The sequence below is a fragment of the Streptomyces sp. NPDC047841 genome, from assembly GCF_040704085.1.
In the GTDB taxonomy this organism is placed as follows: Bacteria; Actinomycetota; Actinomycetes; order Streptomycetales; family Streptomycetaceae; genus Streptomyces; species Streptomyces argyrophylli.
This window is the reverse complement of sequence record NZ_JBEYRP010000013.1, coordinates 118,603-142,323: the sequence shown is the minus strand read 5'-3', so window position 1 is coordinate 142,323 and position 23,721 is coordinate 118,603. Positions and strand designations below refer to the sequence as shown.

General features: G+C 71.0%; 19 protein-coding genes and 3 pseudogenes. 5 read left to right on the top strand and 17 right to left on the bottom strand.

Features of this window, described 5'->3' with window-relative positions; translation table 11 throughout:
• Positions 1 to 2: 2 nt before the first annotated feature.
• The 9 genes and pseudogenes from AB0947_RS22955 to AB0947_RS22915 form a co-directional block, all read right to left on the bottom strand.
• Positions 3 to 776 (bottom strand): helix-turn-helix domain-containing protein, encoded by a 774-nt coding sequence (locus AB0947_RS22955; RefSeq protein ID WP_366752195.1) that lies wholly within the window; start codon positions 774 to 776, stop codon positions 3 to 5.
• Positions 777 to 911: 135 nt separating this feature from the next.
• On the bottom strand, positions 912 to 1,340 hold the full coding sequence (locus AB0947_RS22950; RefSeq protein ID WP_366752194.1) for a MarR family winged helix-turn-helix transcriptional regulator: 429 nt from the start codon (positions 1,338 to 1,340) through the stop codon (positions 912 to 914).
• Positions 1,340 to 1,756: a polyketide cyclase gene (locus tag AB0947_RS22945; protein ID WP_366752193.1), complete on the bottom strand. Its 417-nt coding sequence runs from the start codon at positions 1,754 to 1,756 to the stop codon at positions 1,340 to 1,342. The genes AB0947_RS22950 and AB0947_RS22945 overlap by 1 nt, the downstream gene beginning before the upstream one ends.
• A 525-nt stretch (positions 1,757 to 2,281) precedes the next feature.
• Entirely contained in the window at positions 2,282 to 3,637 is a 1,356-nt protein-coding gene (locus tag AB0947_RS22940) for a beta-1,3-glucanase family protein (protein WP_366752192.1), read from the bottom strand.
• 349 nt (positions 3,638 to 3,986) lie between these two features.
• Positions 3,987 to 4,187, bottom strand: a pseudogene (locus AB0947_RS22935) (zinc-binding dehydrogenase); the annotation flags it as partial.
• A 504-nt stretch (positions 4,188 to 4,691) separates the two neighbouring features.
• Entirely contained in the window at positions 4,692 to 7,004 is a 2,313-nt protein-coding gene (locus AB0947_RS22930; RefSeq protein ID WP_366752191.1) for an FdhF/YdeP family oxidoreductase, read from the bottom strand.
• Between the two features lie 36 nt (positions 7,005 to 7,040).
• Positions 7,041 to 7,661, bottom strand: coding sequence for an SRPBCC family protein (locus AB0947_RS22925; protein WP_366752343.1), 621 nt, complete (start codon positions 7,659 to 7,661; stop codon positions 7,041 to 7,043).
• A gap of 100 nt (positions 7,662 to 7,761) precedes the next feature.
• Positions 7,762 to 7,947, bottom strand: a complete 186-nt coding sequence (locus tag AB0947_RS22920) for a hypothetical protein (RefSeq protein WP_366752190.1) — start codon at positions 7,945 to 7,947, stop codon at positions 7,762 to 7,764.
• Positions 7,948 to 8,687: 740 nt separating this feature from the next.
• Positions 8,688 to 9,113, bottom strand: a pseudogene (locus AB0947_RS22915) (ATP-binding protein).
• 213 nt (positions 9,114 to 9,326) lie between these two features.
• Here AB0947_RS22915 and AB0947_RS22910 point away from each other — a divergent pair.
• Positions 9,327 to 10,214, top strand: coding sequence for a neutral zinc metallopeptidase (locus tag AB0947_RS22910; protein WP_366752189.1), 888 nt, complete (start codon positions 9,327 to 9,329; stop codon positions 10,212 to 10,214).
• Between the two features lie 78 nt (positions 10,215 to 10,292).
• Positions 10,293 to 10,532: a hypothetical protein gene (locus AB0947_RS22905; protein WP_366752188.1), complete on the top strand. Its 240-nt coding sequence runs from the start codon at positions 10,293 to 10,295 to the stop codon at positions 10,530 to 10,532.
• Between the two features lie 481 nt (positions 10,533 to 11,013).
• Here the strand turns inward: AB0947_RS22905 and AB0947_RS22900 are convergent, their stop codons facing one another.
• The gene (locus tag AB0947_RS22900; RefSeq protein ID WP_366752187.1) at positions 11,014 to 11,232 is read right to left on the bottom strand and encodes a hypothetical protein; all 219 of its coding nucleotides are present in this window, start codon (positions 11,230 to 11,232) and stop codon (positions 11,014 to 11,016) included.
• Positions 11,233 to 11,314: 82 nt separating this feature from the next.
• A pseudogene (locus tag AB0947_RS22895) lies at positions 11,315 to 11,413 on the bottom strand (GNAT family N-acetyltransferase); the annotation flags it as partial.
• A 173-nt stretch (positions 11,414 to 11,586) separates the two neighbouring features.
• On the opposite strand from AB0947_RS22895, the gene AB0947_RS22890 reads away from it, so the two are divergent.
• Positions 11,587 to 12,396, top strand: coding sequence for a DUF4253 domain-containing protein (locus tag AB0947_RS22890; RefSeq protein WP_366752186.1), 810 nt, complete (start codon positions 11,587 to 11,589; stop codon positions 12,394 to 12,396).
• 1,585 nt (positions 12,397 to 13,981) lie between these two features.
• Here the strand turns inward: AB0947_RS22890 and AB0947_RS22885 are convergent.
• Positions 13,982 to 15,535 carry an MFS transporter gene (locus tag AB0947_RS22885; protein ID WP_366752185.1) on the bottom strand — a complete coding sequence of 518 codons (1,554 nt, stop codon included), beginning with the start codon at positions 15,533 to 15,535 and terminating at the stop codon, positions 13,982 to 13,984.
• A 125-nt stretch (positions 15,536 to 15,660) separates the two neighbouring features.
• Between AB0947_RS22885 and AB0947_RS22880 the strand changes: the two genes are divergently transcribed.
• Positions 15,661 to 16,677 (top strand): Lrp/AsnC family transcriptional regulator, encoded by a 1,017-nt coding sequence (locus AB0947_RS22880; protein WP_366752184.1) that lies wholly within the window; start codon positions 15,661 to 15,663, stop codon positions 16,675 to 16,677.
• 35 nt (positions 16,678 to 16,712) lie between these two features.
• Here AB0947_RS22880 and AB0947_RS22875 read toward each other — a convergent pair whose 3' ends face one another.
• The 4 genes from AB0947_RS22875 to AB0947_RS22860 all read right to left on the bottom strand — a co-directional run bounded on the left by AB0947_RS22875 (position 16,713) and on the right by AB0947_RS22860 (position 20,951).
• Positions 16,713 to 16,835, bottom strand: a complete 123-nt coding sequence (locus AB0947_RS22875) for a hypothetical protein (protein ID WP_366752183.1) — start codon at positions 16,833 to 16,835, stop codon at positions 16,713 to 16,715.
• A 1,385-nt stretch (positions 16,836 to 18,220) separates the two neighbouring features.
• Positions 18,221 to 19,087: an SDR family oxidoreductase gene (locus tag AB0947_RS22870; protein ID WP_366752182.1), complete on the bottom strand. Its 867-nt coding sequence runs from the start codon at positions 19,085 to 19,087 to the stop codon at positions 18,221 to 18,223.
• A 405-nt stretch (positions 19,088 to 19,492) separates the two neighbouring features.
• Positions 19,493 to 19,633 (bottom strand): hypothetical protein, encoded by a 141-nt coding sequence (locus AB0947_RS22865; RefSeq protein ID WP_366752181.1) that lies wholly within the window; start codon positions 19,631 to 19,633, stop codon positions 19,493 to 19,495.
• A gap of 601 nt (positions 19,634 to 20,234) precedes the next feature.
• A complete protein-coding gene (locus AB0947_RS22860; RefSeq protein WP_366752180.1) occupies positions 20,235 to 20,951 on the bottom strand; it encodes a hypothetical protein in 717 nt (238 codons plus the stop codon).
• Positions 20,952 to 21,258: 307 nt separating this feature from the next.
• Between AB0947_RS22860 and AB0947_RS22855 the strand changes: the two genes are divergently transcribed.
• Positions 21,259 to 21,786 carry an SMI1/KNR4 family protein gene (locus tag AB0947_RS22855; RefSeq protein WP_366752179.1) on the top strand — a complete coding sequence of 176 codons (528 nt, stop codon included), beginning with the start codon at positions 21,259 to 21,261 and terminating at the stop codon, positions 21,784 to 21,786.
• Between the two features lie 1,199 nt (positions 21,787 to 22,985).
• On the opposite strand, the gene AB0947_RS22850 is transcribed toward AB0947_RS22855, so the two are convergent.
• Complete coding sequence (locus AB0947_RS22850) at positions 22,986 to 23,600, bottom strand: DUF6461 domain-containing protein (RefSeq protein WP_366752178.1); 615 nt, start codon at positions 23,598 to 23,600, stop codon at positions 22,986 to 22,988.
• Positions 23,601 to 23,721 lie beyond the last annotated feature (121 nt).

Genomic DNA, 23,721 nt, shown 5'->3' with positions numbered 1-23,721 from the left:
TCTCAATGTGGTTGGTCCAGGAGGCATGGACGGGGTGTGGACCATGACCGCGTTCGGAACGCGCTGGTCAGGCGGGTGATGGCCTTTCGGCCGCGACGGGATGAGCCGTTGTCGACGACCCCGTGGACGCGCTTGGCGCTGGCGTGGGGCTCGGTGCTCATGACCTGGGCGACCAGGTGCATGAAGGGGACGATGCCGGTCCTGGGTTCGCAGCGGCCGAAGACCTTCGCGCGGTGGACGTCGTAGGCGGCCAGGTGGGCCGGCGCGCCGCCGCGGCCGTACTCGTGGTTGACGCGCATCGCCCGGGCCTGGCCCGGAGCCAGGGTCGGGTGGCAGCGACAGCGGGGGCGGATGGAGGTCTTCTCGTCGCTGGAGATGACGTACTCGTCCTCGCCGAGGGGTTCGCCGTCGCCGTCGAAGGTGCGTGCGTACAGGTCCAGCACGCGGGCGGCCTTGGCCTGGAAGTCCGCGTCGCGGATGAAGATCCAGGACCGGTACTCGCAGGGCTTGACCGCGTCGGCCTTGGGCCAGCGGCGCACAGTGGAGGCCGACACGGCCGGGGCGATGGTCCGGGCGACCGCCTCGCGGGCCAGTTCCGGGCACGACCGGCGTGACAGCGGGGTCCCGGTCTCGGCGGGTAACTGACAGGCCAGGGCCTTGACTTCGGCGACCTGCAGCGGGGTGAACGAGGGCGGTCCCCCCGAGCGCCCGGGGTCGGACAGGGCGGGCAGGCCGCCAGCGGCGAACCGGCTCCGCCAGGTGGGCACCGTGTCCACGTGCATCCGTGTCCACGTGCATCCGTGTCTGAGCGGCTATCCGGGCGTGGGGCATCCTCGGGCCGCCACGTCTGTCGCAGATGCCACCGACCGGTGGGTTCGGTTCGGTGGCCTGCAGTTGTCGGTGAGGGCGTTTCAGGTTTCGGGATGGGCCAGGCGGCCGAGCAGGGCTACCGCGTCGTCGAGGGGCACCGGCTGGAAGAACCGCGCGTCGGCGCGCTCAACGGCGGCCATCGCGCGTGGGGCCAGGTCGGCGCCGGTGTCGGTAACGCGCAGTCGTTTGGCGCGGGTGTCGGCCGGGTCGACTTCACGCTCGATGAGTCCTTTGCGTTCCAGGATGCGGAGTACCTGGGAGGTCATCTTGACGTCGGTGCCGGCTTGGCGGGCGAGGGCCAGCTGGTTGGGATGCTCGCCCTGGGTGTTGAGCCACCAGGTGCAGGCGAGCAGCACGAACTGCACGTGGGTGAGATCGAGCGGGGCCAGGGCTGCGGCGATGTCGCGCTGCCACCGCAGGGTGGCGTGCCACAGCAGGAATCCGGGGCTGTCGCCGGGGCTGAGGGGCATCAGCGAAGCGCCAGCTCGGCCAGCGAGGCCATGGTCTCGGGCCAGTCGGCGGTGATGCCCGGGCCGATCTGCGGGCCGGCCTCGTCGGCGCCGGTGCCGGTGATCTCCATCCGGTACGCCACGCGGATCCGCTTCTGGTCGATCCGGTCGATCCGGTGGATGGTACGCAGCAGCAGGCAGTCGAAGCGCGCCTCGTCGACGAATCGTTCGTTTTCGACCGCCTCGGCGATGCGCAGCAGTACCGGGTCGTCCCCGGGCGGCGTCATCGTGATCCGCGTGCCCGCCGCGAACGGGCCGTCCATCTCGATCTTCTCGATCTCGGCGTTCCAGATGCCCCAGTTCTCAACGTCCGCCCACAGCCGCCAGATCGCCTCGGGGGTGGCGCTGGTATCGATGCTGTGCTCGTACTTCCACATGAGTGGTCTCCTCCGCTAGATGATCTATTCAGAGATTATCTGCGCAGAGACTATCTGTCCAATGCTGCACGGACCCCATCCCGCGGCGCCGCGGTCGCCCACCCGAACCACTGCCCGCGCCCGCGCCACCGAGGGGGTCCTACCCCACGCATGCGAGTTCCGCCTCACTGCCCAGGCATCCGCCCGGCCCTCCGGCACGGCACCCACTGCCGCGGCAGCCCCCGAAGGATCGCGAGAGTTGACCGCTTGACTGCGGTGCACCGAGTGCGGGTCCACGGTGAGGAGCTGCAGGGCCGCCTCGTGAGGGGAGTCCGGCTCTGCGTGGCAGAACTTCAGGATGTTGCCGTCCTGCAGATCTGCGGACTGGTACATCAGCTCCAGTTCGCGGCGGGACAGCGTTCACCGATCGAGTCGCGACTTCCGAGTGGCGGTCGAGTCGTCGCGGGGCTCCGGGCGGCCAAGTGTCTTGAGCCATCGAAGCGGCTCATCACCTGGAGCCATACCCGGAGCCCCCAGGCGCAGGCCCTAGTAGCCCACGGCCACTTCCATCCACTGTGGCTTGTCCATGCTGGCGTACGCGGCCTGCCCGGCGACGTCGTCGTACGGGAAGCCGTAGGCCAGGTGGTTGATGCCGTGGTCGTGCCAGTACTTGGCGTACCAGTTGGCCGGGTCACCGGAGTAGAACTTCGACGGGTCCTGCTGCTGGCTTGCGGGCAGGTTCGCCGTGTGCCGGTTCAGCGCCGCGCACAGGCTCGCGTTCGCGGCGAGGGAACCGGCGCACCCGAAGATGTTCGACGTCGACTCGTTGACGCCGACCGAGTTCGCGTATGAGGTGAAGTAGTTGGCGTTCGCGCCGCCCGCGCGGAAGCTCGGGTCGCTGCCCGGAGCGATGATCCGGTAGGGAGCCTGCGTCTGGGCCAGCACCTTGAACGGCTGCGGTACGGAGTCCCGGAAGTTCTGGAACACCTGGTCGCGGCTCATGGTGAACAGGTCCTGGGTGTCGCCGAGCTGGATCTCCTGGCCGCTGTGCGAGTGCAGTCGAACGGCCAGCGGCAGACCCCAGGCGTCCACGCGGGTGGTGTTCCCGTTGAAGCTGGACGTTCCGGTGGTGAACTCGATGAAGTCGTAGTACTGGCCCTTGGGGGCGCCGACGTAGAAGTACATGCGCTGGGCGGGTCCGGCGACGATGTCGACGTAGGGCCGCTCGGCGATGGAGTGCACCTCGCCGTTGTAGTCCCAGTACACCTGGCTGTCGGGATAGGCGCCGTTGGTCCGGTTGAGCACCTTCACCTTCATGACGGCCGACGACGCCGGGATGTCGTCGGTCGTCCCCCAGAAGTCGCCCGAGGGGTCGGATCCGCCGCCCCCGCTGCCGTAGACCTGGAACTCCCAGAGCGAGTAGCCGTACTGAGTGGCGCGCTGGGTGGCGTACATCCGGACGTAGCGGCCCGTGGCGTTGACGTTCAGGTTTTGTACGCCGCCTGCGCCCGTGGTGGTCGAATAGACGGTCGTCCAGGGACCGTTCTCACTCGTGGCGGTCTGCACGGCGAAGGCCTTGGCGTAGGCGGCCTCCCACTGCAGGGTCACCTGGGTGATGGTCTTCTGGGCCCCGAGGTCCACCTGTATCCACTGCGGGTCCGTGAACGCGCTGGACCAGCGGGTCTGTTCGTTCCCGTCCACGGCTTGCGAGGCACTGAAGGCGGCGTTCTCGGTGGAGGAGGCGGTCGCGGGCCTGCCCTGGGAGAGAAGGGTGCCGGCCGCGTGGGCGGATGGCTGCGCCATGACGGTGAGGCCGAGGGCGGCGACCAGGGCCATCAGGAGCGCGAGGGTGAGGGAGGGGCGGCGCCGAAGACGGCTGTACGAGCGATGAGTCGATTCCATGGCTGACACAGATGAACTCCTCGTCCGGGTGGGGGTCGTGGCGGAGCCACGCGCGGATTGTCCGGGAGCTTCGGTAGCTAGGTGATGCTCGCAAGCAGCCATTCGACAGTCAATAGGTTGTTCAACAACCAATCCATCGAGCGGCTTGGCGTTCGGAGGATGAACGCATGACGACGGGACGGTGGCCGTGGGCAGGGCGCCTCCTCCGATGTGGCGGGCCTGCCTGGATGCCGGTCTGCCGGCGGCGGGGCGCAGGGTTCTTCCCGTGGTGCCGACAGGCCCCGAGCGCCGGCGGCGGCGCTTGGGCCTGCCACTCCCCCGCGCTGGGCGGCACCGGTCCGTGCCCGGCTCAGGGTTCCGGCACCACCCTGCCGAACACCTCCCCCGCGTCCATCGCGCGGTGCGCCCGCGCCGCCTGGTCCAGGGGCAGCACCTCGTGCACGACCGTGCGCAGCTCCCCGTGCGCGGCATCGGCGAACTGGGACGACCGCACGGCCTGCCGGTCGGGGCCGAGCACGGTGCCGGAGCTGCACATGGCGAACGTCAACGAACTGCACCGCTACACGGCAGGACTCGACCACGGCGACGCCGATCTGCTCACCTCGTCACCGACCGAGGACGCCTGGTCGACCTGACACCGGCCACGAGCAAGATCGGTCTCGGCTTTCCCCGCGCTCAAGCCGCGCGACACCGTCGTGGGAGCGCTCATCCCGGCGGTCGGCCCGCTCGGTACCAGCCACGTGATCGGCGCACGACGCGTGGCAGTCGACCGGCATCGAGCATCGTCCGGCCGAGCTTCTTGCGCAGTCGGCCGCCGGGACCGGGTCGCTCAGTTCGGGCAGTATCCGGGCCGCGCTGTGGGAGGGGTCGATGGCGGCCATCCACGAAAACGGCGGACGTTTCGTCACCCCTTCTGGGCGAGCTGCTGCCGCACGCTGCCGGCCTTCGCCATCACGCCCGTCTGCTGAACGCCGCGGCACGGCTGGCTGGACGGACCGCGGGGCCCCGCTGCTGTCAGCGGGGCCCGCCGGGGTTGCGGCGTCATCGGTGCCGGTCAGACGGGTGCCGGCCGGGATCGGTCGCCCGCGGGTTCGAGGCGGACGACGATGCCCTTGGACGTGGGCTGGTTGCTTACGTCGGCGACGCTGTCGAGCGGCACCAGGACGTTCGTCTCCGGGTAGTAGGCGGCGGCCGAACCCTTGGCCGCCGGGTAGGACACGACCACGAAGTTCCCGGCCCGGCGCTCGGTGCCGTCCTCCCAGACGCTCACCAGGTCCACGCGATCGCCCTGGGCGAGGCCGAGTTCGGACAGGTCGGCCGGGTTGACGAGGATCACGTGGCGGCTGCCGTGGATGCCGCGGTAGCGGTCGTTGTTGGTGTACGGGACAGTGTTCCACTGGTCGTGCGAGCGCAGGGTCTGCAGCAGCAGGTGACCCTCGGGGGCCCGGGGGACCACTCGCTCGTTGCAGGTGAACCGGGCCTTGCCGGTCTCGGTCCTGAACACGCCCTCGTTGACCGGGTTGGGTAGCCGGAAGCCTCCCGGACGGGTCACCCGGGCGTTGAAGTCGTGGAAGCCCGGCACGATCCGGGAGATGCTGTCGCGGATGGTGTTGTAGTCGCCCTCGAACTTGGCCCAGGGGATGTCCTTCTCGCCGTCGACGCTCAGCCGGGCGAGCCGGCACAGGATGGCGACCTCGCTCAGCAGCACGCGCGAGGCCGGTTCGAGTCGTCCCTGGGAGGTGTGCACCTCGCTCATGGAGTTCTCGACGGTGACGAACTGCTCGCCGTCGGCCTGGACATCACGCTCGGTGCGCCCCAGCGTCGGCAGGATCAGGGCGGTGTCGCCGCAGACGGTGTGCGAGCGGTTGAGCTTGGTGGAGATGTGGGCGGTCAGCCGGCACGAACGCATCGCCTTCTCGGTGACCTCGCTGTCGGGCGCCGCGCGCACGAAGTTCCCGGCCAGGGCGAGGAAGACCTTGACGCGGCCCTCCAGCATCGCCTTGATCGAGTTCACCGAGTCCAAGCCGTGCGGGCGCGGCGGATCGAAGCCGAACTCTTCCTGAAGGGCGTCCAGGAAGGTGTCCGGCATCTGCTCCCAGATGCCCATGGTGCGGTCGCCCTGGACGTTGCTGTGGCCGCGCACCGGGCAGGCGCCCGTGCCGGCGCGCCCGAGATTGCCGCGCAGCATCAGGAAGTTGACGATCTCCCGGATGGTGGGTACGCCGTGCTTGTGCTGGGTGATGCCCATCGCCCAGCACACGATGACGCGTTCGCTCCGCAGGACCTCGTCGCGGACCTTCTCGATCTCCTCGCGGGTCAGTCCCGTCGCCGCGCGCACGTCGTCCCAGTCGACGGTGCGGGCGTGCCGGGCGAACTCCTCGAAACCGGAGGTGTGGGCGTTGATGAAGTCGTGGTCCAGGACGGTGCCGGGACGCGCGTCCTCCGCCTCCAGCAACAGCCGGTTCAGTGCCTGGAACAGGGCGAGGTCTCCGCCCGGCTTGATGTGCAGGAAGCGGTCGGCGATCTGGGTGCCCCGCCCTACGACACCACGCGGCTTCTGCGGGTTCTTGAAGCGTCGCAGCCCCGCCTCCGGCAAGGGGTTCACCGCCACGATGCGGCCGCCGTTGCGCTTGGCCTCCTCCAGGGCCGAAAGCTGCCGCGGGTGATTGCTGCCCGGGTTCTGCCCCACCAGGAAGATCAGGTCCGCGTGGTGGAGGTCGTCGAGACTCACGGTGCCCTTGCCGACGCCCAGCGTCTCGTTCAGGGCGAAGCCGCTGGACTCGTGGCACATGTTGCTGCAGTCGGGCAGGTTGTTGGTGCCGTAGGCGCGGGCGAAGAGCTGGAAGACGAAGGCGGCCTCGTTGCTGGCCCGGCCGGAGGTGTAGAAGACCGCCTCGTCAGGCGAGTCCAGCCCCTTGAGTTCCTGCGCCAGGACGCCCAGGGCGTCGTTCCAGCCGATGGGCTCGTAGTGGTCCGACCCGGGCCGTTTGATCATCGGCTCGGTGAGCCGGCCCTGCTGGTTGAGCCACATGTCGGAGCGGGCGGCCAGATCGGACACGCTGTGCTCGCGGAAGAAGTCGGCCGTGATCCGGCGCGTCGTGGCCTCGTCGTTGATGTGCTTGGCGCCGTTCTCGCAGTACTCGTTGCGATGGCGCCGGCCCGGAGCGGGGTCCGCCCACGCGCAGCCGGGGCAGTCGACCCCGCCCACTTGGTTCATGGTGAGCAGGTCGACCCCGGTCTTGCGCGGGGAGGTCTGCTCCAGGGAGTACTCCAGCGCGTGCACGACGGCGGGTACCCCGGCCGCCCACTTCTTCGGTGGTGTCACGGAGAGGGAGGTCTCCGGCTCCTCACCGGGCGGGTTCTGCATCGCTTGGCCTTTCTCTTGCCGTGTGTGGTACGCGGATCAGCCGACGGGCCACTGGGCGACACGGCTCCTGGGCGGTTCCGGGGTGTCGTGCTGAACCCGGCCGTTGCGGATGGTGCCGCGCCAGGCACCGCCCTCCTGACCGAGCCCTTCGATGAAGTGCTTGAAGCTCACCAGTTCCCCGCGCACCAGTCGCGCGGTCAGCCCCACGAGCCTGGACGAGCGGGTGAGGATCTTCGCGGCCCCCTGCGGTTGGAGGAACATCCGGACCGTGATCGCGGTGCCACCGGACTCCGTCGGCCTGAACTCGACCTCGCCCTGGTGGGTGGGGTGCTGCTCCAGGCCACGCCAGGCCAGGTAGGCGTCAGGGTCCTGTTCCACGATCTCGACCGCGAAACGGTGACGCAGGGGGCCGTAGCCGATGGTCCAGGCGGTGACGGTAGGCCTGATCTGCTCGACGTCGCGCACCACGGTCGAGAAGCGCGGGAACGTCTTGAACTGCGTCCACTGGTTGTAGGCCGTGCGCACCGGCACCGCGACATCGACCGTCTCCTCGACGTGCCGCTCGCGCAGCGGACGGCGGCGTGTGACGCCGTCGCCGTCGGAGCGCATGCCCGGGGTGTTCGGCACGGCCTGCCCACCGTCGTCTTCGTGCGCCATCATGGTCCTTCTTCCGGTGAGGGAGCCGGGCGTCCTGAGACCCGGCCCTCCCCTTATGGGTCAGGGCATCTCTTCCGGTTCCCCGATCCCGGGTTTCGAGTCACCCGACCGCGCAGGCGTCCCGGGCGGCCCCGAGCGCGAGGTCCCGCGCGGCCCCGAGCGCGAGAAGGGGCCGGGCCCGGCGCGCAGGAGGGGCGCCGAGCCCGGGGCGTCGTAGGGGGGCGTTGGTCGCGGGCTTCTCCAGGTGGCCGACGGTCACCTCCGGCTTCACCCCGGGCACGGCCACCCGCCGCTCACCGTGACCCGGCAGACCGTGACCCGGCAGGTGGCCGGCGACCGCGCCCCGGTTGCCGCTTCGCCGTCGCCGCGGCGCCCCGCCGGTCGAGGGAGTCGCCCATGGGCTTGCGACCTGCTCCTGGACTGCGCCGACCACATCCTGGCCAACTACCACCGCCAGCCCGGCGCACACCTGCGCGGCACACCTGCGCGGCACCCCTCACGCGCCACTCGACCCCGGCCTGGCCGACACCCTCGAGGAACGGCTCACCGTCCTCACCCGCGTGCCGACCGCCGGCACCCTGCGCCCTCGCATGACGCACCTGGGCCTGAGTCCGCCGCAGGGCGGGGGCGCAGCGGATGAGCTGGGAGGGAGAAGCGGGGGGGATGTCCGAGGACACCCTCCTCGACGCGATCGGCGGCGAGCGGGACGGCCGTCACTTGCCCCTGCCCGAACCCGCGCCCGACCGGATCGGACGCCCCGCCCCCGAACCACCCGCAGACGATCCCCGACCACCACACCGGGGCCGCGGCGGCGCAGCGCGTTCGCGGCGAGGCGGGCCCGGCGGCCAGTTCTCGATGCGGTCCGTTCCCTACGGCGCGAACGCCACCATCGGCAGCAGCAGGCAAGCAATGATGACCACGGTGTCGGGCCCTCTCCCGGAAGACACCCCGGTACAAGTGTCGGTCCGCATGCGGCTACGGGCCTTCTCGCGTGGCAGCCCCGTGCGTCTTGCCCGCCTGCCCTTGTCACAGGGGGCGGCGTCCGGCGACCGCGCCGCCGGGATCGTCCAGCAGGGCTATGCGGATGGTGAGACGGTGATGCGCTTGCCGACCGGCTCGCGCTGCGCTTCGAAAGCCTGCGCGACGGCCATGACGGTCTCCAGGCCGTGCTGCCCGCCCCGGTCGGCGTCCAAGGCCCGAGCGAGGGGGCACCGGGTCGGAGTCCCAGACCACGACCTCGACCGTGTCCCCGGTGATTCACAGGTAGGACCGGGCCGGGAGCGTACTTGCAGGCGTTGGTGACCAGCTCGCTGACCACCAGCCGGGTCAGGTCCATGGCGCGCTGAGAGACCGGCAGGCCGCGGTCGGCCTGCACGCGGGGTGGAAGTCGGCGGCCAGGTGACGGGCCTGGGCGACCTGGGCGATGACCGTGCCGTCCCCTTTCAGGGCCACGGTGGCCTGCGGGGCCCGCTCGCTGCGCGGTCTGGAGGGGCCGTCACCGCGCACCGCGGTCCGCCGTTCACCCACGGAGCGGCGTCGCGGATCGCCCGCCGGCTCCTTCGAGAGGCGGAGCAGAAAGAGGACGGGATGGGGATGTCCTCGTACGGGGTAGGCGAGCGGGACGACGCGGGGCGGTCCGGCGCGCTGCTTGAGGGAGGTCGACGTATGCAATTCGACGACGATGCTGCTCTGGACACGTCCGAGGTCGAGGACGGTCGGGGAGGTGCGCTGGGCGGGATCCCGGGCGGCGGGAAGACCATCGGCGGGGGACTGGTCGGGCTCGTGGTGCTGGTCGCGGCCGTGCTCTTGGGTGTCGACCCGGGCGTGTTCGGCTCGGGCAGCAGCGACACGTCCTCGCCCGGCAAGTCAGCCGCGGACCTCGCGGCCGACTGCCGGACCGGTGCTGACGCCAACCGCAAGGAGGAGTGCCGGATCGTCGCCGTGGTCGACAGCGTGCAGGCATTCTGGAAGCAGACGGAGACAGCCGCCGGCAAGCCCTACCAGCAGGCCCCGACGTTCCTGTTCACCGGCAGTGTGAACACCGGTTGCGGGAACGCGACTTCAGACGTCGGCCCCTTCTACTGCTCGGCCGATGACAAGGTCTATCTCGACCTCGGCTTCTTCAACGATCTGAGCAGCAAGTTCGGCGCCAAAGGCGGCCCGTTCGCCGAGGCCTACGTCATCGCGCACGAATACGGCCACCACTTCCAGGACCTCAGCGGAACGATCTCCCACGGCAGCGGAAAGGGCCAGAACAGCGGCTCGGTGAAACTCGAGTTGCAGGCGGACTGCTACGCCGGAGTGTGGGCCCACCACGCCACCACCACCCCTGACCCCAAGAGCGGTAAGCCACTGATCACCGACCTGACGAAGGACGACATCAACCGCGGGCTGGACGCGGCCGCCGCCGTCGGAGACGACCGTATCCAGCAGCGCTACCAGGGCAAGGTCACACCCGACACCTGGACCCACGGCTCCGCGAGCCAGCGTCAGCAATGGTTTTCCACCGGCTACCGCTCCGGCCGCGTCGCCAGCTGCGACACGTTCAGCTGACCACACTGACAAACACGGTCTGCCTCGACCGGTGACTGCTTCCAGGACCGTGCCGTCGCCGCGCAGCCAGAGCAGGCCGTGACCGAGGGCAGCACGGTCGTGCTGGGCCAGGTACCGGCCGGCATGGGCGGGGCAGGCAAGACCCAGCTGGCGGCCAACCACGCCCGCGCGACATGGGACAGCGACGAAGTGGCCGGTCCGGGCACGGCGGTGCCGCAGGGCGTGGCGACGGGGGGGCATCGCTCAGGGCGTCATATCAGCGACGGCCGCACGCCGCTCCCCGGCCGGCTTGCCTCCAGCCGGCCATCCGGCTGTTGAAGCGGGCCATCGCCCGGGAGATGTTCCGCTGCCTGACCACCACGGTCACCGTCCCCGGCATCGCCGGCCTGCCCCCCTGCGCCCCTGCGCCTCCCCTGGGCCCCTGGACCGCTGGACCCCTGGGCCAAGCACATCACGCTCACCGCCACCGCCCGCCACTTCGGAGTCCGGCCGGCCACCATCTCCGCCCTCGAACGAGGAATCCGCCGGGACGACACCCTTGCCCACACCTTCCGGGACTGGCTCAACGCCGCTTGATGAAGCGCGAGGTCATACAACGTCCCGCGCATCCGGCCACGGCCGACCGCCGACGGAGACACCAGAGGGCCGGCCGGCGCGAAGGAAGTCGCCGTACTCGTCCTGGACAACGTTCTCGTTGACCCACCGGCCTCGCACGGCTCCCGTGCGCTCTTCGGCAACGACCAGCGCGCCCAGCGGGTCCTCGGCCCTGCCCAGAAGCTGACCGAACTCGCTGGCCTCATCATTGATCGAACGGCGGGAACTCACCCGGGTCCAGGAAGCCCTCGCTGCCGACGTCCTCGTCCGTGTGGAGGTAGACCTCAAAGGGGCCCTTCGTCGCACGAACCTCGACATAGCGCACACCAGGCCGCTCTGCCGAGCCGCACGGCCCAAGGAACTGCTCGACCGAACGGCCACGCCGCAAGGCCCCGACAATGAACGACTCCGCCAAGTACCGCACCCGGCGACGATACGGCGCCCATCCCGCCCGCAGGACTTGACGATCAAGAGGAGTATCAACCGCGGTCGGGGACCGTGTCGCGCTAGTTGGCGCCGATCATGACCGTGAGGACGGGCGAGGCGGCAAAGGGCTGACTCTGACCGATGTCCTCGTACCCCCACGACCGATAGAGCCTCGCGTGCCCCTGGGGTGCGCACTGACCCAGCCGTGGGGGCTCACTTCTTCGCCGAGGAGCACGGCGTCAGCGGTCACGTGATTCATTTCGTGGCAAGGTCGGGATCAACTGAAACACCCTCCGCCATCGCAGCCATCACCCCGTCCTCCGGTGTCAGACCCACGACTTAGCATCCGCTCGTGAACCCCGAATCTCGTCTGCCCCACGGCACAGCACTGCCGCCCGGCCACATGATCACCTCGGAGATAGGCGACGCCGGCGCGCAGCCGCTGTGGCTGAGCGATGCCCCCGCCGCACCCGATCTGTGGCCGAGGCTGCGGGCCGAACATGCCACTTCAGGACTCTGGCCGCTCTTGCTCGACGCTCTGGACCCGCATCATGCGGACTTCCGCCCCTGGGGCTGTGGCGAACTGTGGCCCGAGCGCATGTCGTCGCCCGCAGACCACAGCGCCAAGGACCTCCTTGCCCGTTGGTGGCAGGACTACAGCACCGTTGACGAAGATGACGACCAGCTCACCGCCGACGAACGCTTGGCCGTCACCGCCCCCTTCGGCCAGGCTTGGCCCGGCCAAGCACCCGCACCGACACCCTCGCCGCATGCCGATGAGATCGCCGACCAGTACGCGCGAGCCTTCCTGACACAGAATCCGCACGCACGCCTCGGACTCGTCGCCGCACCCCGCGGCGCCGACGCCCTGGCCACGGCCGGCTGGATGGGGCCCGCCAACTACGACAACGACACCGGGACCTTCGCCGCCGTCGTCCGCGACTGGGAAGACCGATTCGGTGTGCGTGTCGTCGGCGTCGGATTCAGCACCCTGCACCTCAGCGTCGCCACACCCCCGAGCCGACTCGAAGACGCCCTGGCCGTCGCCGCCGAGCACTTCGCCTTCTGCCCGGACAACATCTGGCAGGGCCGACACCCGGACCTGGCCTCCTACGCAGAGGGCCTCATCGACCTCAACTCCTGGGATTTCTGGTGGGACTGAACCCGCAGGACGAGGGCGGGCCTGGGAGCGATCATCTCCTCGACGGGCAGCGATCATTTCGAATGCGGCCGGGACGGCGGCGGCGAGCGGCGCGGTCCTGCTGGTGCGGGGCCGTCGTGCAGGCAGAGGTCTCATGGCATCCGCCTGTCCAGGCGGAACGGTACGCCATTCCGCTGCGCGCCGATGTCTTGGCAGCCTGACGCACCGCGAGCTGACCGCGACCCTCGAACAACTGGGCATGCCGCCGGTCCCTGAGGACGCCGCTGGTGCATCCCGAAGCCTGCGACCAGCTACGGACCGACATGCACCTCGACGGCTGGCACGACGAAAACGAGCTTGAGCACTTCCTGACCCACCTGGGCGGCGGGGCGAGCGCCCTGCTCTTCCGCTGCACCGTCTACGGCCCCATCTCACCTACGCCGACGCGTCCTGGAAGTCGCTTGCTCGGGCGAGTGGGCGGTATCAGGTGAGTGAGCGGGCCAGGCGAGGCTGCCGGCACAGCGCGGCCAGTAGCGGTGCGGGCAGGACCGGCGATCAGGCCCAGACCCGCAGCCCGGAAGCCGGGGCCCGGCCGCCGGCCTCAACCACAACAGCGGCGGGCAGGACCTGGGCGATCCCTCGGCGGCAGGGGCCGGGCCGAGTGTCGCGCGGACCCACTGGTACAGGCCGGCGACCCGCTCGGGCGGGCAGGCTGCCAGCACGAGGACGGCCGGCCGGGCGCCTTCCGGCGTCGGGCGGCCGGCCAGCAACCGCCTCCTGGCCTCGACCGCCCGGTCGTCAAGCACCGCTTGCGAGGCGGAGAGAACGCCTTCTGCATCCTGGCCCGCTCCGCGGCCTGCGGGCTCCCGCTGAAGGACTGACCCGCCAAGGGTCTCGTAGGGTCGCGGTGGTCCCGCGGCAAGGGCGGCCCGTGTGAGGGCAGGAAGGGACCACCACTGGCCAGTGAGTTCGAACTGCGCAACCGTCTGACCCACTTCGGCGTCAGCGACGCGGCCGTCGCGGTCGAGGCATGGGCCGTTCCCGTCCTGGACGAACCTGCTGCTGACCTTCATCGACGAGGAACTGCCGGGGTGACAATCCGCAGGCCGTAGGGCGGTCGCCACCTGCTCTGAGCCGTGACGGTCCTACCTGGCGCGGGTAAGGATCGTCCAGGGGCGTCCAGTTGAACCAGGGCTGTGACATAGGGCCGGGGCACGGTGGCTGACGGATCTCGCAGGTGCTGTCGGTCTGAGCGCGGCGTACCTCGCCGTGCTCAGACCGCTTCGGACGCGCGGGAGCAGACAACCCGGACCAGTACGCTGGGATTCGAGGGGCAGGGGCCGGCCGCAGTGGATCAGCTTGCGGAATCCTCTTCGGGCCGCAGCATCGCCGAGATTGCCGCGGCCACTTCCTCGGGACGTGACAGTGGCGAGACATGACTGCTGGGGAGTTCGGTGTCCCCTCGGTGTCTCCGCCTGCGGGCCGATCCCGGGCGCCGTGGGGTCGGCCCGTCGTCGGAGTCCGGCAACTCGCGGGCGGCGACCGCGCCCTGTTCGCCGTCCTGTTCGCCGTCCTGTCTCCACCAGTTACGAAGCCGGCGTCGGCGTCACGTCCGCGCAGGGGCGGATACCTCGCCGGCCTCGGAGGTACGGCCGGGGTCGGACGCAGGTGCCGGACGGACCATGAGCAGTACGGCCACGGCGCCGACGGCTGCGGCCAGGGCCGAGAGGAGGAAGACGCGGTCCAGCCCAGCGGCGAAGGCCTGGTGGGCGAGGTCGGCCGCCGCCTTGCGGTGCCCGGCCGGTGCGGAGGCGATCACCTCGTTCGCCTGGCCCGAGGCCAGAGCGTCGGCGGCCTCGGCGGCGTACGGCAGCTCGCCGTCTGTCAGCGTGGTGGCGGCAGTGCTCGCGAAGACGGCCCCGAGGACCGCGATGGCCAGGGTCATGCCCAGTTGGCGCGCGGTGTTGATGGCTCCGCCCGCCATGCCTGCGCGCTGCCGCGGCACGGCGGAGGCGGCGGCGGAGACAAGGACGGGCGTGGCCAGGCCCACCCCGAGACCGGTGACGACCATCCCCCAGGTGAGTGACGTCGCGCTCGCGTCCCCCGTCATACCGGCGCGCAGCAGGAGCATGCCCGCCGCCACCAGCAGCAGACCGAGCCCGATGGGCAGGCGCGGGGAGAGCCGCTGGATGTGCCTGCCGGACACAGCCGAGACGAGGAACGACGCGGCCGCGAGCGGAGTCAGAGCGAGTCCCGCCCCGATGGGAGCGAGTCCGGCCAGGGACTGCAGCCACAGCGACACGAGCGCGAGGCAGCCGAAGGCGCTGGCCTGCAGGAGAAGCGCGCCGGTCAACAGCCCGGTGAAGGAGGCGTTGCGCAGCAGCGCCAAGTCCAGCATCGGGGTTTCGCCCCGGCGGGCGGTGCGGTGTTCCACCACCACGAAGGCCACCAGGGCGAGCGCGGCGACAGCATAGGAGACGAGTGTGCCGGGCGAGCCCCAGCTGTCGTCGGACCCGCGGATGAGCCCGTAAACGAGGGCGCCGGCGGCCACGCTGAAGGTCGCGGCCCCCGAGACGTCGATGCGGTTCTTCCGGCCGGCCGCGACCGGCCGGTCGGCAGCCATGAAGCGCCGGGTCAGAATGATGGCTATGACCGCGACGGGCAGGTTGATCCAGAAGATCACGGGCCAGCTGATGTGCTGTGTCAGCACGCCGCCCAGCAGCGGACCCGCCGCCGCTGCGGCCCCGTTGGTCGCACCCCACAGCCCGAAGGCCGTACCGCGGTCCCTTCCGTGGTAAGAGGTGAGCAGCAGAGCGGGAGCGGTGGCGAACATGGCGGCTCCGCCGATGCCCTGCACAGCCCGGGCCGAGATGAGTACCTCGGCATCGGGAGCGAAGCCGCAGACGAGCGAGGCCGCGGCGAACAGTGCGAGCCCACCCGCATAGGCTCGCCGGTGTCCATAGCGGTCGGCGAAAGCGCCGGCAGCGAGCAGCAGCGCCGCCAGAGCCAGCGCGTAGGCGTCGATGACCCACTGCAGCGACGCGAATGACGCGCCGAGGTCACGGGCCATGCTGGGCAGCGCCACGTTCACGATGGTGACGTCCACCAGCAGGATGCACGCGCCGAGACAGACCGCGATGAGCGGCCCCCACTTACGCATGTCGTCATCTCCGTTCAGGAATCGGGGAACGGACCGAAACCCGGTCCTCGGCAACTGTCGACGGCGTGTACGCGATCGCATAACTCGCACGGCCAAATCTGCGCGTTTTCCCTAGAATTGGTGCTGTGAAGACGTATCTCGACAGTCCCGACCATGCGGGGCATCACCTCACCGATGAAGACCTGGCCCTGGCCCACGCCCTCCAACTCAACGGCCGTGCCTCCTTCACCGAGATCGCGGCCGCGCTCGGTGTCTCCGACCAGACCGCGGCTCGTCGCTACACCCGCCTGCGCACCACTGGGAAGCTGCGCGTACTGGGTCTGACCGACCCGTTCCGGCTGGGGGACCTGTCATGGTTCGTGCGCGTGCGGTGTACACCGGACGCATCCGCCTCCATCGGTTCCGCGCTGGCCCGGCGCACGGACACCACCTGGGTCAACCTCACCTCGGGGGGAACGGAGACGATGGCCGCGGTGCGCTCCCGCGGGCCTGGCCTGGAGGAGCCCTTCCTGGTGCAGAAGCTGCCCCGTATCCCCCGGGTGGTCGACGTCTCCGCGCACTGCGTCCTGCATGTGTTCTTCGGCCAGGACCTCGGCTTCATCAACAAGACCGGGCCGCTGACCGACGCGCAGGTCGCCGCACTGACCCCGCGGCTGACGGACGGAGGGCGGACAGCCCGCTCCGAACCCGTCGCGCTGGACGACCGCGACCGACTGCTGCTCGACCTGCTGGCCCGCGACGGAAGGGCCCCGGTGGGCGAACTCGCCGCGGCCACCAGGCTGTCCGAGTCCACAGTGCGCCGGCGCATCAACGATCTACGTGCCGAAGGCGTGCTGTACTTCGACGTGGACTACCACCCCGACGTCCTGCACCGGAAGCTCAGGGTCGCGCTCTGGCTGGAGATCGACCCCGCGCGGCTGGGCGAGGCGGGCGAGGCCCTGGCGGCACATCCCGAGGTGTCCTTCGCCGCGGCGGTGACCGGCGCGGCGAACCTGTACGCGAGCATCCAGGTGGACTCGGCGCAACTCCTGTACCGCTACCTGACCCAGACTGTATCCGGACTGCCCGGACTGCGGCACACAGTGACCACGCCAATCCACCGAACCCTCAAGGGCCCGGGCCCCTACCCGCTGTCACTCTGACCGAACGTGTTGTGATGGTCTGGCCGGACGACCGTCTACTCCTGCTCGGCCGTGCGCAGCCGGGCACTACCCGCTCGCGACCGGGCCAGTTCCTGGGCCGCGCTCACACTGCCGTCGCGGCCCTCGGGCACGGCCTGGGCCTCGTTCTTGCGCACCACGTCCGCAGCGAATCCGCGTCCACAGCGAATCCGCGGTGATGCCGAGATCTGCGGCCACCGCCGCGTACGTCCGCTTCCCGCCCGCAGCGCGAATTGAGCGCGACCGCGTCCTTCCTGAACTCGTTCGGATTTACGGAGACTTGCGTCCCACCCGCAACACCCTTCCTGGACACCCGTCACCGCCATCCTCCCCACCCCATGACCACACCCGTGCCGACCGGCCCGGACACACTCGCCCCCGCCCCTCCTCGGACCGGGACAGTCGCCACCGGCCGGGGTCGACGCCGGCACCCCCCGGCCCCGGCCGCGCCCCGCACCGCCCGTCCACGGCGGCGAACCAGGAACGGACCGGAAGCGGACCAGTGCACGGGTGAAATCCGCGTCTCTTCTCGTACGTGCGCTTCCCGCCCCGCCCGCTTTCGTGGCGGCCCGGCCTCCGGGACGGCGAGCAGGCGGTGGGCGGCACGCGGGCGGTGTCGGCCGGGTCGCCGCCAGGACGCCTCACCGTTCGGCGTAAGCACCCGGACGGCCAGGACCGGCGCGGCGCGGCGCGGTGGACGGGACGGCGGACCGCCGACGGACGGCCGGGGGCCGGGCGCGGACGGCCAGGGGGCGCGGACAGGGCCACGGCGGCCGGACGGCGGGAGGCGGCCTCAGTGCACGGCGCCGCGCGGCCGCAGAACGGCGGGCGGCAGGCGGAGGCAGGCCCGGGAGGCGGAGGCAGGCCCGGGAGGCGGAGGCAGGCCCGGGAGGCGGCAGAGGCGGCGCAGCTCGGCGCCGGCTGCTGGACGGCCAGGTGGAGGCGTGGCGGCTTCGGCGCGGCCGGGCGGTCCGACGCGGGGGGGCGCGGCCCGGCCAGGGCGGGAGGCACGGCACCGGCGCGGCCGGGCGTCGGGGCGATCGGGAGGCCGGCGCGCGGTCGCAGCGGTGCGGCCGGCTTGCCGGCAGCTCGCCGGCCCGGGGCGCAGGGCGGGCAGCGGCTCGGCGCAGCCGAGGACCGTGAGCGGCGGGGCGGCGGCGACAGGCGGCATGCGCGCGCGGCGGCAGGAAGCCGGCGGTAGGTACGGGCGAACAGTGGCGAGCGTCTGGACGCCGACGGCCATCCGGTCGACATCAAGCTCGGGACGTTCGTGGACAACACCCGCCGCCGAGCCGACCAACTCACCCCCGAACGACGCGCCGAGCGAGACCGGCTCGGCATGCGCTGGTAGCCGGACCAGCCGCGGCCCCACTCTGGCGTGTCCCGTACAGAGACGCGACGGTTGTCCGCGCTGGCCACGATCAGCTCGACGACCGTGCGCTCGCGGCTCAGGCGCCGGGCGAGGGACAGGCCGCTCTCGTCCGGCAGGTAGGACGGCGGGCGCGGTTCACCACGGGCACCGTTGTCACGCAGTGGGCGTCACGGGTGCCGCGTCTTCCCCCGGGCGCTCGGCGGGGTCGTGGACGAAGGCGTGCGCGGCCGCCAACTCGGCGCGGCCCGCGGCCTCGACCGCCTCCAGGAAGTCGTAGGCGTCCGCGCCGATCGGTACGCGCAGTGGTGCCGTGGGCGACGCCACCAGGCGCAGGACGTGGTGGGCGAAAACTTCGGGCCGGCTCAGCTCGGGGTTGCCGGGCATGCCCCGCAGGCCTGCCTCGACGTCTCCCGTGCTCTGCGCGTAGTCCTGGATGCGGCCGGCGGCCTCGGCCAGCGAGGTGCCGTAGCGGGTGGCGAAACCGCCGGGCTCGACAGCGTGCACCCGGATACCGAAGGGCGCGACTTCCGCCGCCAGGGCCTGACTCATCCCTTCCAGCGCGTACTTGCCCGTCACATAGGCGGACAGACCCGGCAGCCCCATCCGTCCGGCGATCGAGGAGACGTTGACCACGTGCCCGAAGCCCTGACGGCGCATCAGGGGAAGCACCAAGCGAGTGAGTCGCCACGGCGCGACAGTCAACACCTCAAGTTGGGCGCGAAGTTCGTCGTCGGACACCTCTTCGACCGCGCCGAACAGCCCTGCCCCGGCGTTGTTCACCAGCACGTCGACACCGCCGAAGCGATCGACCGCGTGGGCGACCGCGGCTTCGCACTGCCCGGCGTCGCACACGTCCAAAGCCACCGCCGACACCCGGTCCGGGTACCGGTCAGCCAGGTCATTCATGGTGGCGGGCCTGCGGGCGGTGGCGATCACCAGGTCGCCGGCCTGGGCGGCAGCGCCTGCCAGCGCCCGCCCGAGCCCTGAAGAGCACCCTGTCACCAGCCATCGCCGCGTCATGCGTCCCCCGTCGCCGTGTCCGTGGCCGCGACCGTGAGCCGCGCAGGGCGATGGTGGCAGCTTCATGCTTCGGCCAGTAGGGGCGCGCGGAAGCACAAGCGGCGCATCCCACCTCGTCGGGGAGTCCCGCGTGCCGTAACGTGCGCCCCGCGTCGGGCGCGCCGCGTCGGGCGCGCCGCGTCGGGCGCGCCGCGTCGGGCGCAGGAACGGGTGCCGCCGTCGGAACGGGCTGCCGCGCCGGAGGGTGTTCCAGACCCGGGGCCAGACACCGCGTCGCGGGCGTCCAGGCGGGCCGGTCGGGGGATGGCGGAGTGGGCCTCGAAGGCCAGCTGTGGTTCCGGCTCGGCGGAGCGCCGCACATGACGTGTGGCGAAGAGACGACGAGCATGGTGAACAGGCGGGAGGCTACCGCGTCACCGTGGGGGCCGTCAGCACCGGCTCAAGACAGGCGTCCGGCGGGCTCGCCGGGAAGGTCGTGGTGGCCGCCCAGCAGCGCGTACGCCACATGGACGGCTGGTCGGGCAGGTCCTCGCGCAGGGCGGCCACGATCCGGCCGCGGCTCCGGGGCGGGCAGCAGCCGAGGATCAGGGCCGCTGCAGTTTCCGTGATCGGGTCATGGCGAAGCTCAGCGAGCAGCAGGCGACCCGCCGGTCGCCTGCGACTCCTTAGCCGGCTTCCAGCCACCTCGCCAAGCCGTCGCCGCGCCGCGCGGCTGGCGTCCACCAGCTGGCACGAAATGCGCCTGGGCTGGGTGGGCCACGCGGGCGGGGCGCTGTCCGTGACGGGGCGCATCTAAGACTTATCTGTCCGCGTCAGGAGTGGGCTGATGCGGCACGCGGTCAGGCACCGTCACAGTGCGGCAAAGGGGCGTGGCACCAGCCAGCACAATGAGGGCGGCCCGCCGGGATCACGGCGCGGTGGCCGGGCTCCCGTGTCCCGGTGGAGGGACGGCGTGTGAGCGCCCCGGGCTGAGGGCCCTCTGGGATGCGGGCAGGCGCATCACCCCGGCCGGCTCGTGGTGTATGCGGTCAGCATCACCGCGCACAGGGCAGGGACGTCGCCTCGCTCGACGGCGAGGCGGCTGTGTCGTCCAGGAACGGCTCCGGCGTTTCAGTGGTCGCCGTGCTCGCCTCGCCGTGAACGCTGGTCAGTGCAGGATGCTCACGGCTCGTGCGATCACCAGGAGGGAGGTCAAGAGGGCGGAGACGCTCTGCACGCTCATCATGACTTTGGCGCGGGTCGACAGCGGCATGGTGTCGGTCGGACTGAAGGCCGTGGAGTTGGTGACCGACACATACAGGTAGTCCACCAAGGTGGGAACCCAGTCCGAGGCGCCGCTGGCGCCGTCGGCGACTTCTTGGACGGCGTCGTCGTTCTCGTCCTGTGAGAAGCGGAAGTCCGCCAGGGGCAACGCGGAGCGGGGCACCTGGGTGCGGCTGACCGGGCCGCCCCGGTCCAGCTCCCAGTAGGCCAGACCGAAGACGATGATGTTGGTGAGCCAGACCTGCAGTGCAGCCACCAGCAGTGAACGGCCATCCTTCACGCCGGCGTACACCAGCTCGTGGACCAAGATGGTCAGCGCCACGAGATTGCTGAGGGCGATGACGGCCACAAGCGTCAGCGAGAGCACCCGGAAGGCCCTCGTCTGCCGGGTCAGACGTTTCGGGTTGATCGCGATGAGCGGAACGAGCAGCAAACATTCCAGGGCGGGGAGCACATAACGAGGAGCGATCAGCAACCGCTGCGGCAGGAACAGGTACAGGGCGATCGCGGCAAGCGTCGCCACCACTGCCGGCAGCCGCGCCTCGCCCCTGCGCTCATGGCGAGGATGCCTCGTCCTTGCATCCGCACGCGTACGCGCCATACGACCTGCCCCTTCCGGTTGCTGCCACGACAACGTCACCGCACCCACGCATCCGTCAACAACGCAGGTCGCCGCACATCTCCAGCATCTACCCCGATCCATGGCGTTGGATCAACGCGGACAGGCACCCAAGGGGGGCCTGCCCGCGGGGCCGCCGGCAAACTGGAGGGCCGTTCCGGCAACAGACGAAGGGCTGTAAGGGCCCTCCACCGCTCGCCAGCTCCCTTGAACAGTCCGGCTCCGCCGATACGAACCGATGCCACGACCTGGTCGTCCTTCCACATCCCGCCCGTGTCACCCTGTTCGCGTGACACCGAACGAAGACCGCGGGTTTCCTGCCGCGCTGGCCGCCGCCATGGCGGTCAGGTTTGACTACGCCGACGGTGACGGCGTCGACTTCGAACCCTTCGCGGCTTTTCTGCCCGCAGATGAGACAACCGACTGGTTCCGGCTGTGGACCGGCAACAGCGAGGTGGACGGCGACGCCTTCCGTGTGTTCGGCCAGGACGGCACCGGCGGATACGCCGCCTTCTGGCTGGTCCGGCCAGGCCGGGCACTGGTCGAGCAGCCTGTCGTTTTCCTCGGCTCCGAAGGGGAGACCGGCGTCGTCGCGCGCAGTCTGGGCGACTTCCTGTGGCTGTTGGCCGACGGCTTCGGCCCCTGGGAGGCTGCTACCTCGTACGAGCCCGGCTGGGTGCCACATCCCCATCGCGAACTGACGGCCATCGCGGAACGCTTCGCCCCAGACCACCGCACCCCAGGATCCGTCGTGATCGAGCAGGCCGCGCAAGAGTTCTCCGACTTCGACGACTCCATCATGAAGCTCTGTCGCTGAAGCCGACGGCCTGAGACCGGAGGCGAAGCAGACCAGATCACTCGATGATGCAGAACCATGCCGGTGGAGACGGAACCTCTCCACACCCCCGCGATGGCACCCCTGCCGGGTGTCACCGCGGTGCGCTGTGGCGCGAGGCCCGGGCGGGCCGGCGGAACTGGACGACGCAGCGGCGGCGGTGCGCCATCCTGCGTTGCTGCATTCCAGCGCTCGGTCAGCTCGTCCTTCCACCCCTTCGGCGGCGGGCGACGTGGTGGACGGTGGCCGACCGTGCGGACGGGGCCCAGGGTGGCGGCGGCAACCGCTGCGGCCCGGCACGAGGCGGCCGACGGGGGTGGACCGCCGGCCGGGACCGCCCGGCGAGGGCTCAGCGGCGAGGAATGGGGCAGGAGCGGCCGTGGCGGACGGGGCGATGGGACGGCCGGACATCAGGCCGGCGACGAAGGTGGCTAGGCAGGCCGCCCGGCGGGGCTGCCGGGCGGAGACGGGCGGCGAGCGGCGGCGCGGGCAACCGGGCAGTAGAGGCGCCAGGGCGGGCAGAGACTCCGGGCACCAAGCGCAGGGGCAGTGCACGACCGCTTGAGGCGGCCGACTGTTGCGGGCGCGGCGTGGGACCCAGGGGTGCGATACAGCCGGGTAGCGCGCGGCTCGCGGCGGATGGCGGGCGGCGGGCGGCGGGCGGCGGGCGGCGGATAAGGGGTAGCGGGCAGCGGGCGGCGATGAGCTGGGGCGGCGCGCGGCGGGCGACCCGCGGGCGGTGCGGGACCGAGGCAAGACGGTCCACCGGGCAGAGCGCCGGGGAACGCGGGGCGTACGGCAACCGCGCGGAGCCGGCGGTGCGCGGGCCGGGCGAGACGGCACGCGGCACGGGGCCCGCAGAGCGTGACGGCCAGTTGAGCGGACGGCGGCACCGGGTCGGCAGCCGAGCCGGAGGGCGGACGGCCTCACGGCGGGGGCCGGGCGACGACACGGGGACGACCGCAGGCAGTGGGCCGGAGGACGGACGAGCCCGACGGCACAAGGCCCGGGGCCTCTATGACTCGCCGCAGGGCCGACAAGCTCACCCCCTGACGGCGGGCGGAGCTGGACCGGCTCGGGACGCGCTGATGGCCAAGGCGCGAGCGGCAGTGGGTACAGGGTGGCTGACCCGAAGCACGGCGCCGAGGCGCTCGCTGGGACGTCCGCACCGGACCCTCGTATCAGGCGTTGCTGCCCAGCGAGTCGAGGGCGGGGCTGCCGCTCACCACGGCGAGGGGGAGCCGGTCGTAAGCGAGCAGATCGCGGGGCAGGGTGAGTCCGAAATGCCTCTCGATCACGCCCAGGGCCATGGCGATCCGGTGCTGGTGCCGCTCGGCACTCACGCGTAGGCAAGCCCCGGTCGGCAGGATGATGCCCGCCGCCGTCAGGTCGTCCTGCAGCAGATCCGGCCGGGTCCCCCACCGTCGCCGCTCCTCACCGAGACCGAACGAACACAGCAGTTCGCCGTCCGCGGCGTAGGAGAAGAACGGAGGCGGATGACACGCCTGAGGGTCGAGATTCACGGCCTCCACGCCGTCGCGAGAGATACCCGTGAGGATGTCGTGCCGGGCGCCGCGGCTTTCCCCGTACTCGGCGGCGAACGCCCATCCCCCCGCCTGTCCGATCCGGGCGACGCCGACGTCGGGATCGCTCAGGAGAGCGACCGCTTCCTGCGCCGTGGCCGTCGCACGCGCGGCACCGGGACTGGCCCCCAGGCGTACGGCCAACTCGTCCGGTGTGATGCCACGGGCGAAGGTGACGCTGTAATACCACTCGGACTCCGCCAGCCAGCGCACGCCTCGATTCGCCATGACCACATCCTGCCGTACGGTCGCGGCGCTGGGCCGTACCCTGGACGGGACGGTGGACGCCGCGGTGCTGGAGCCGGCTTCGTTCACTTCTTGCAACTCGTGACCA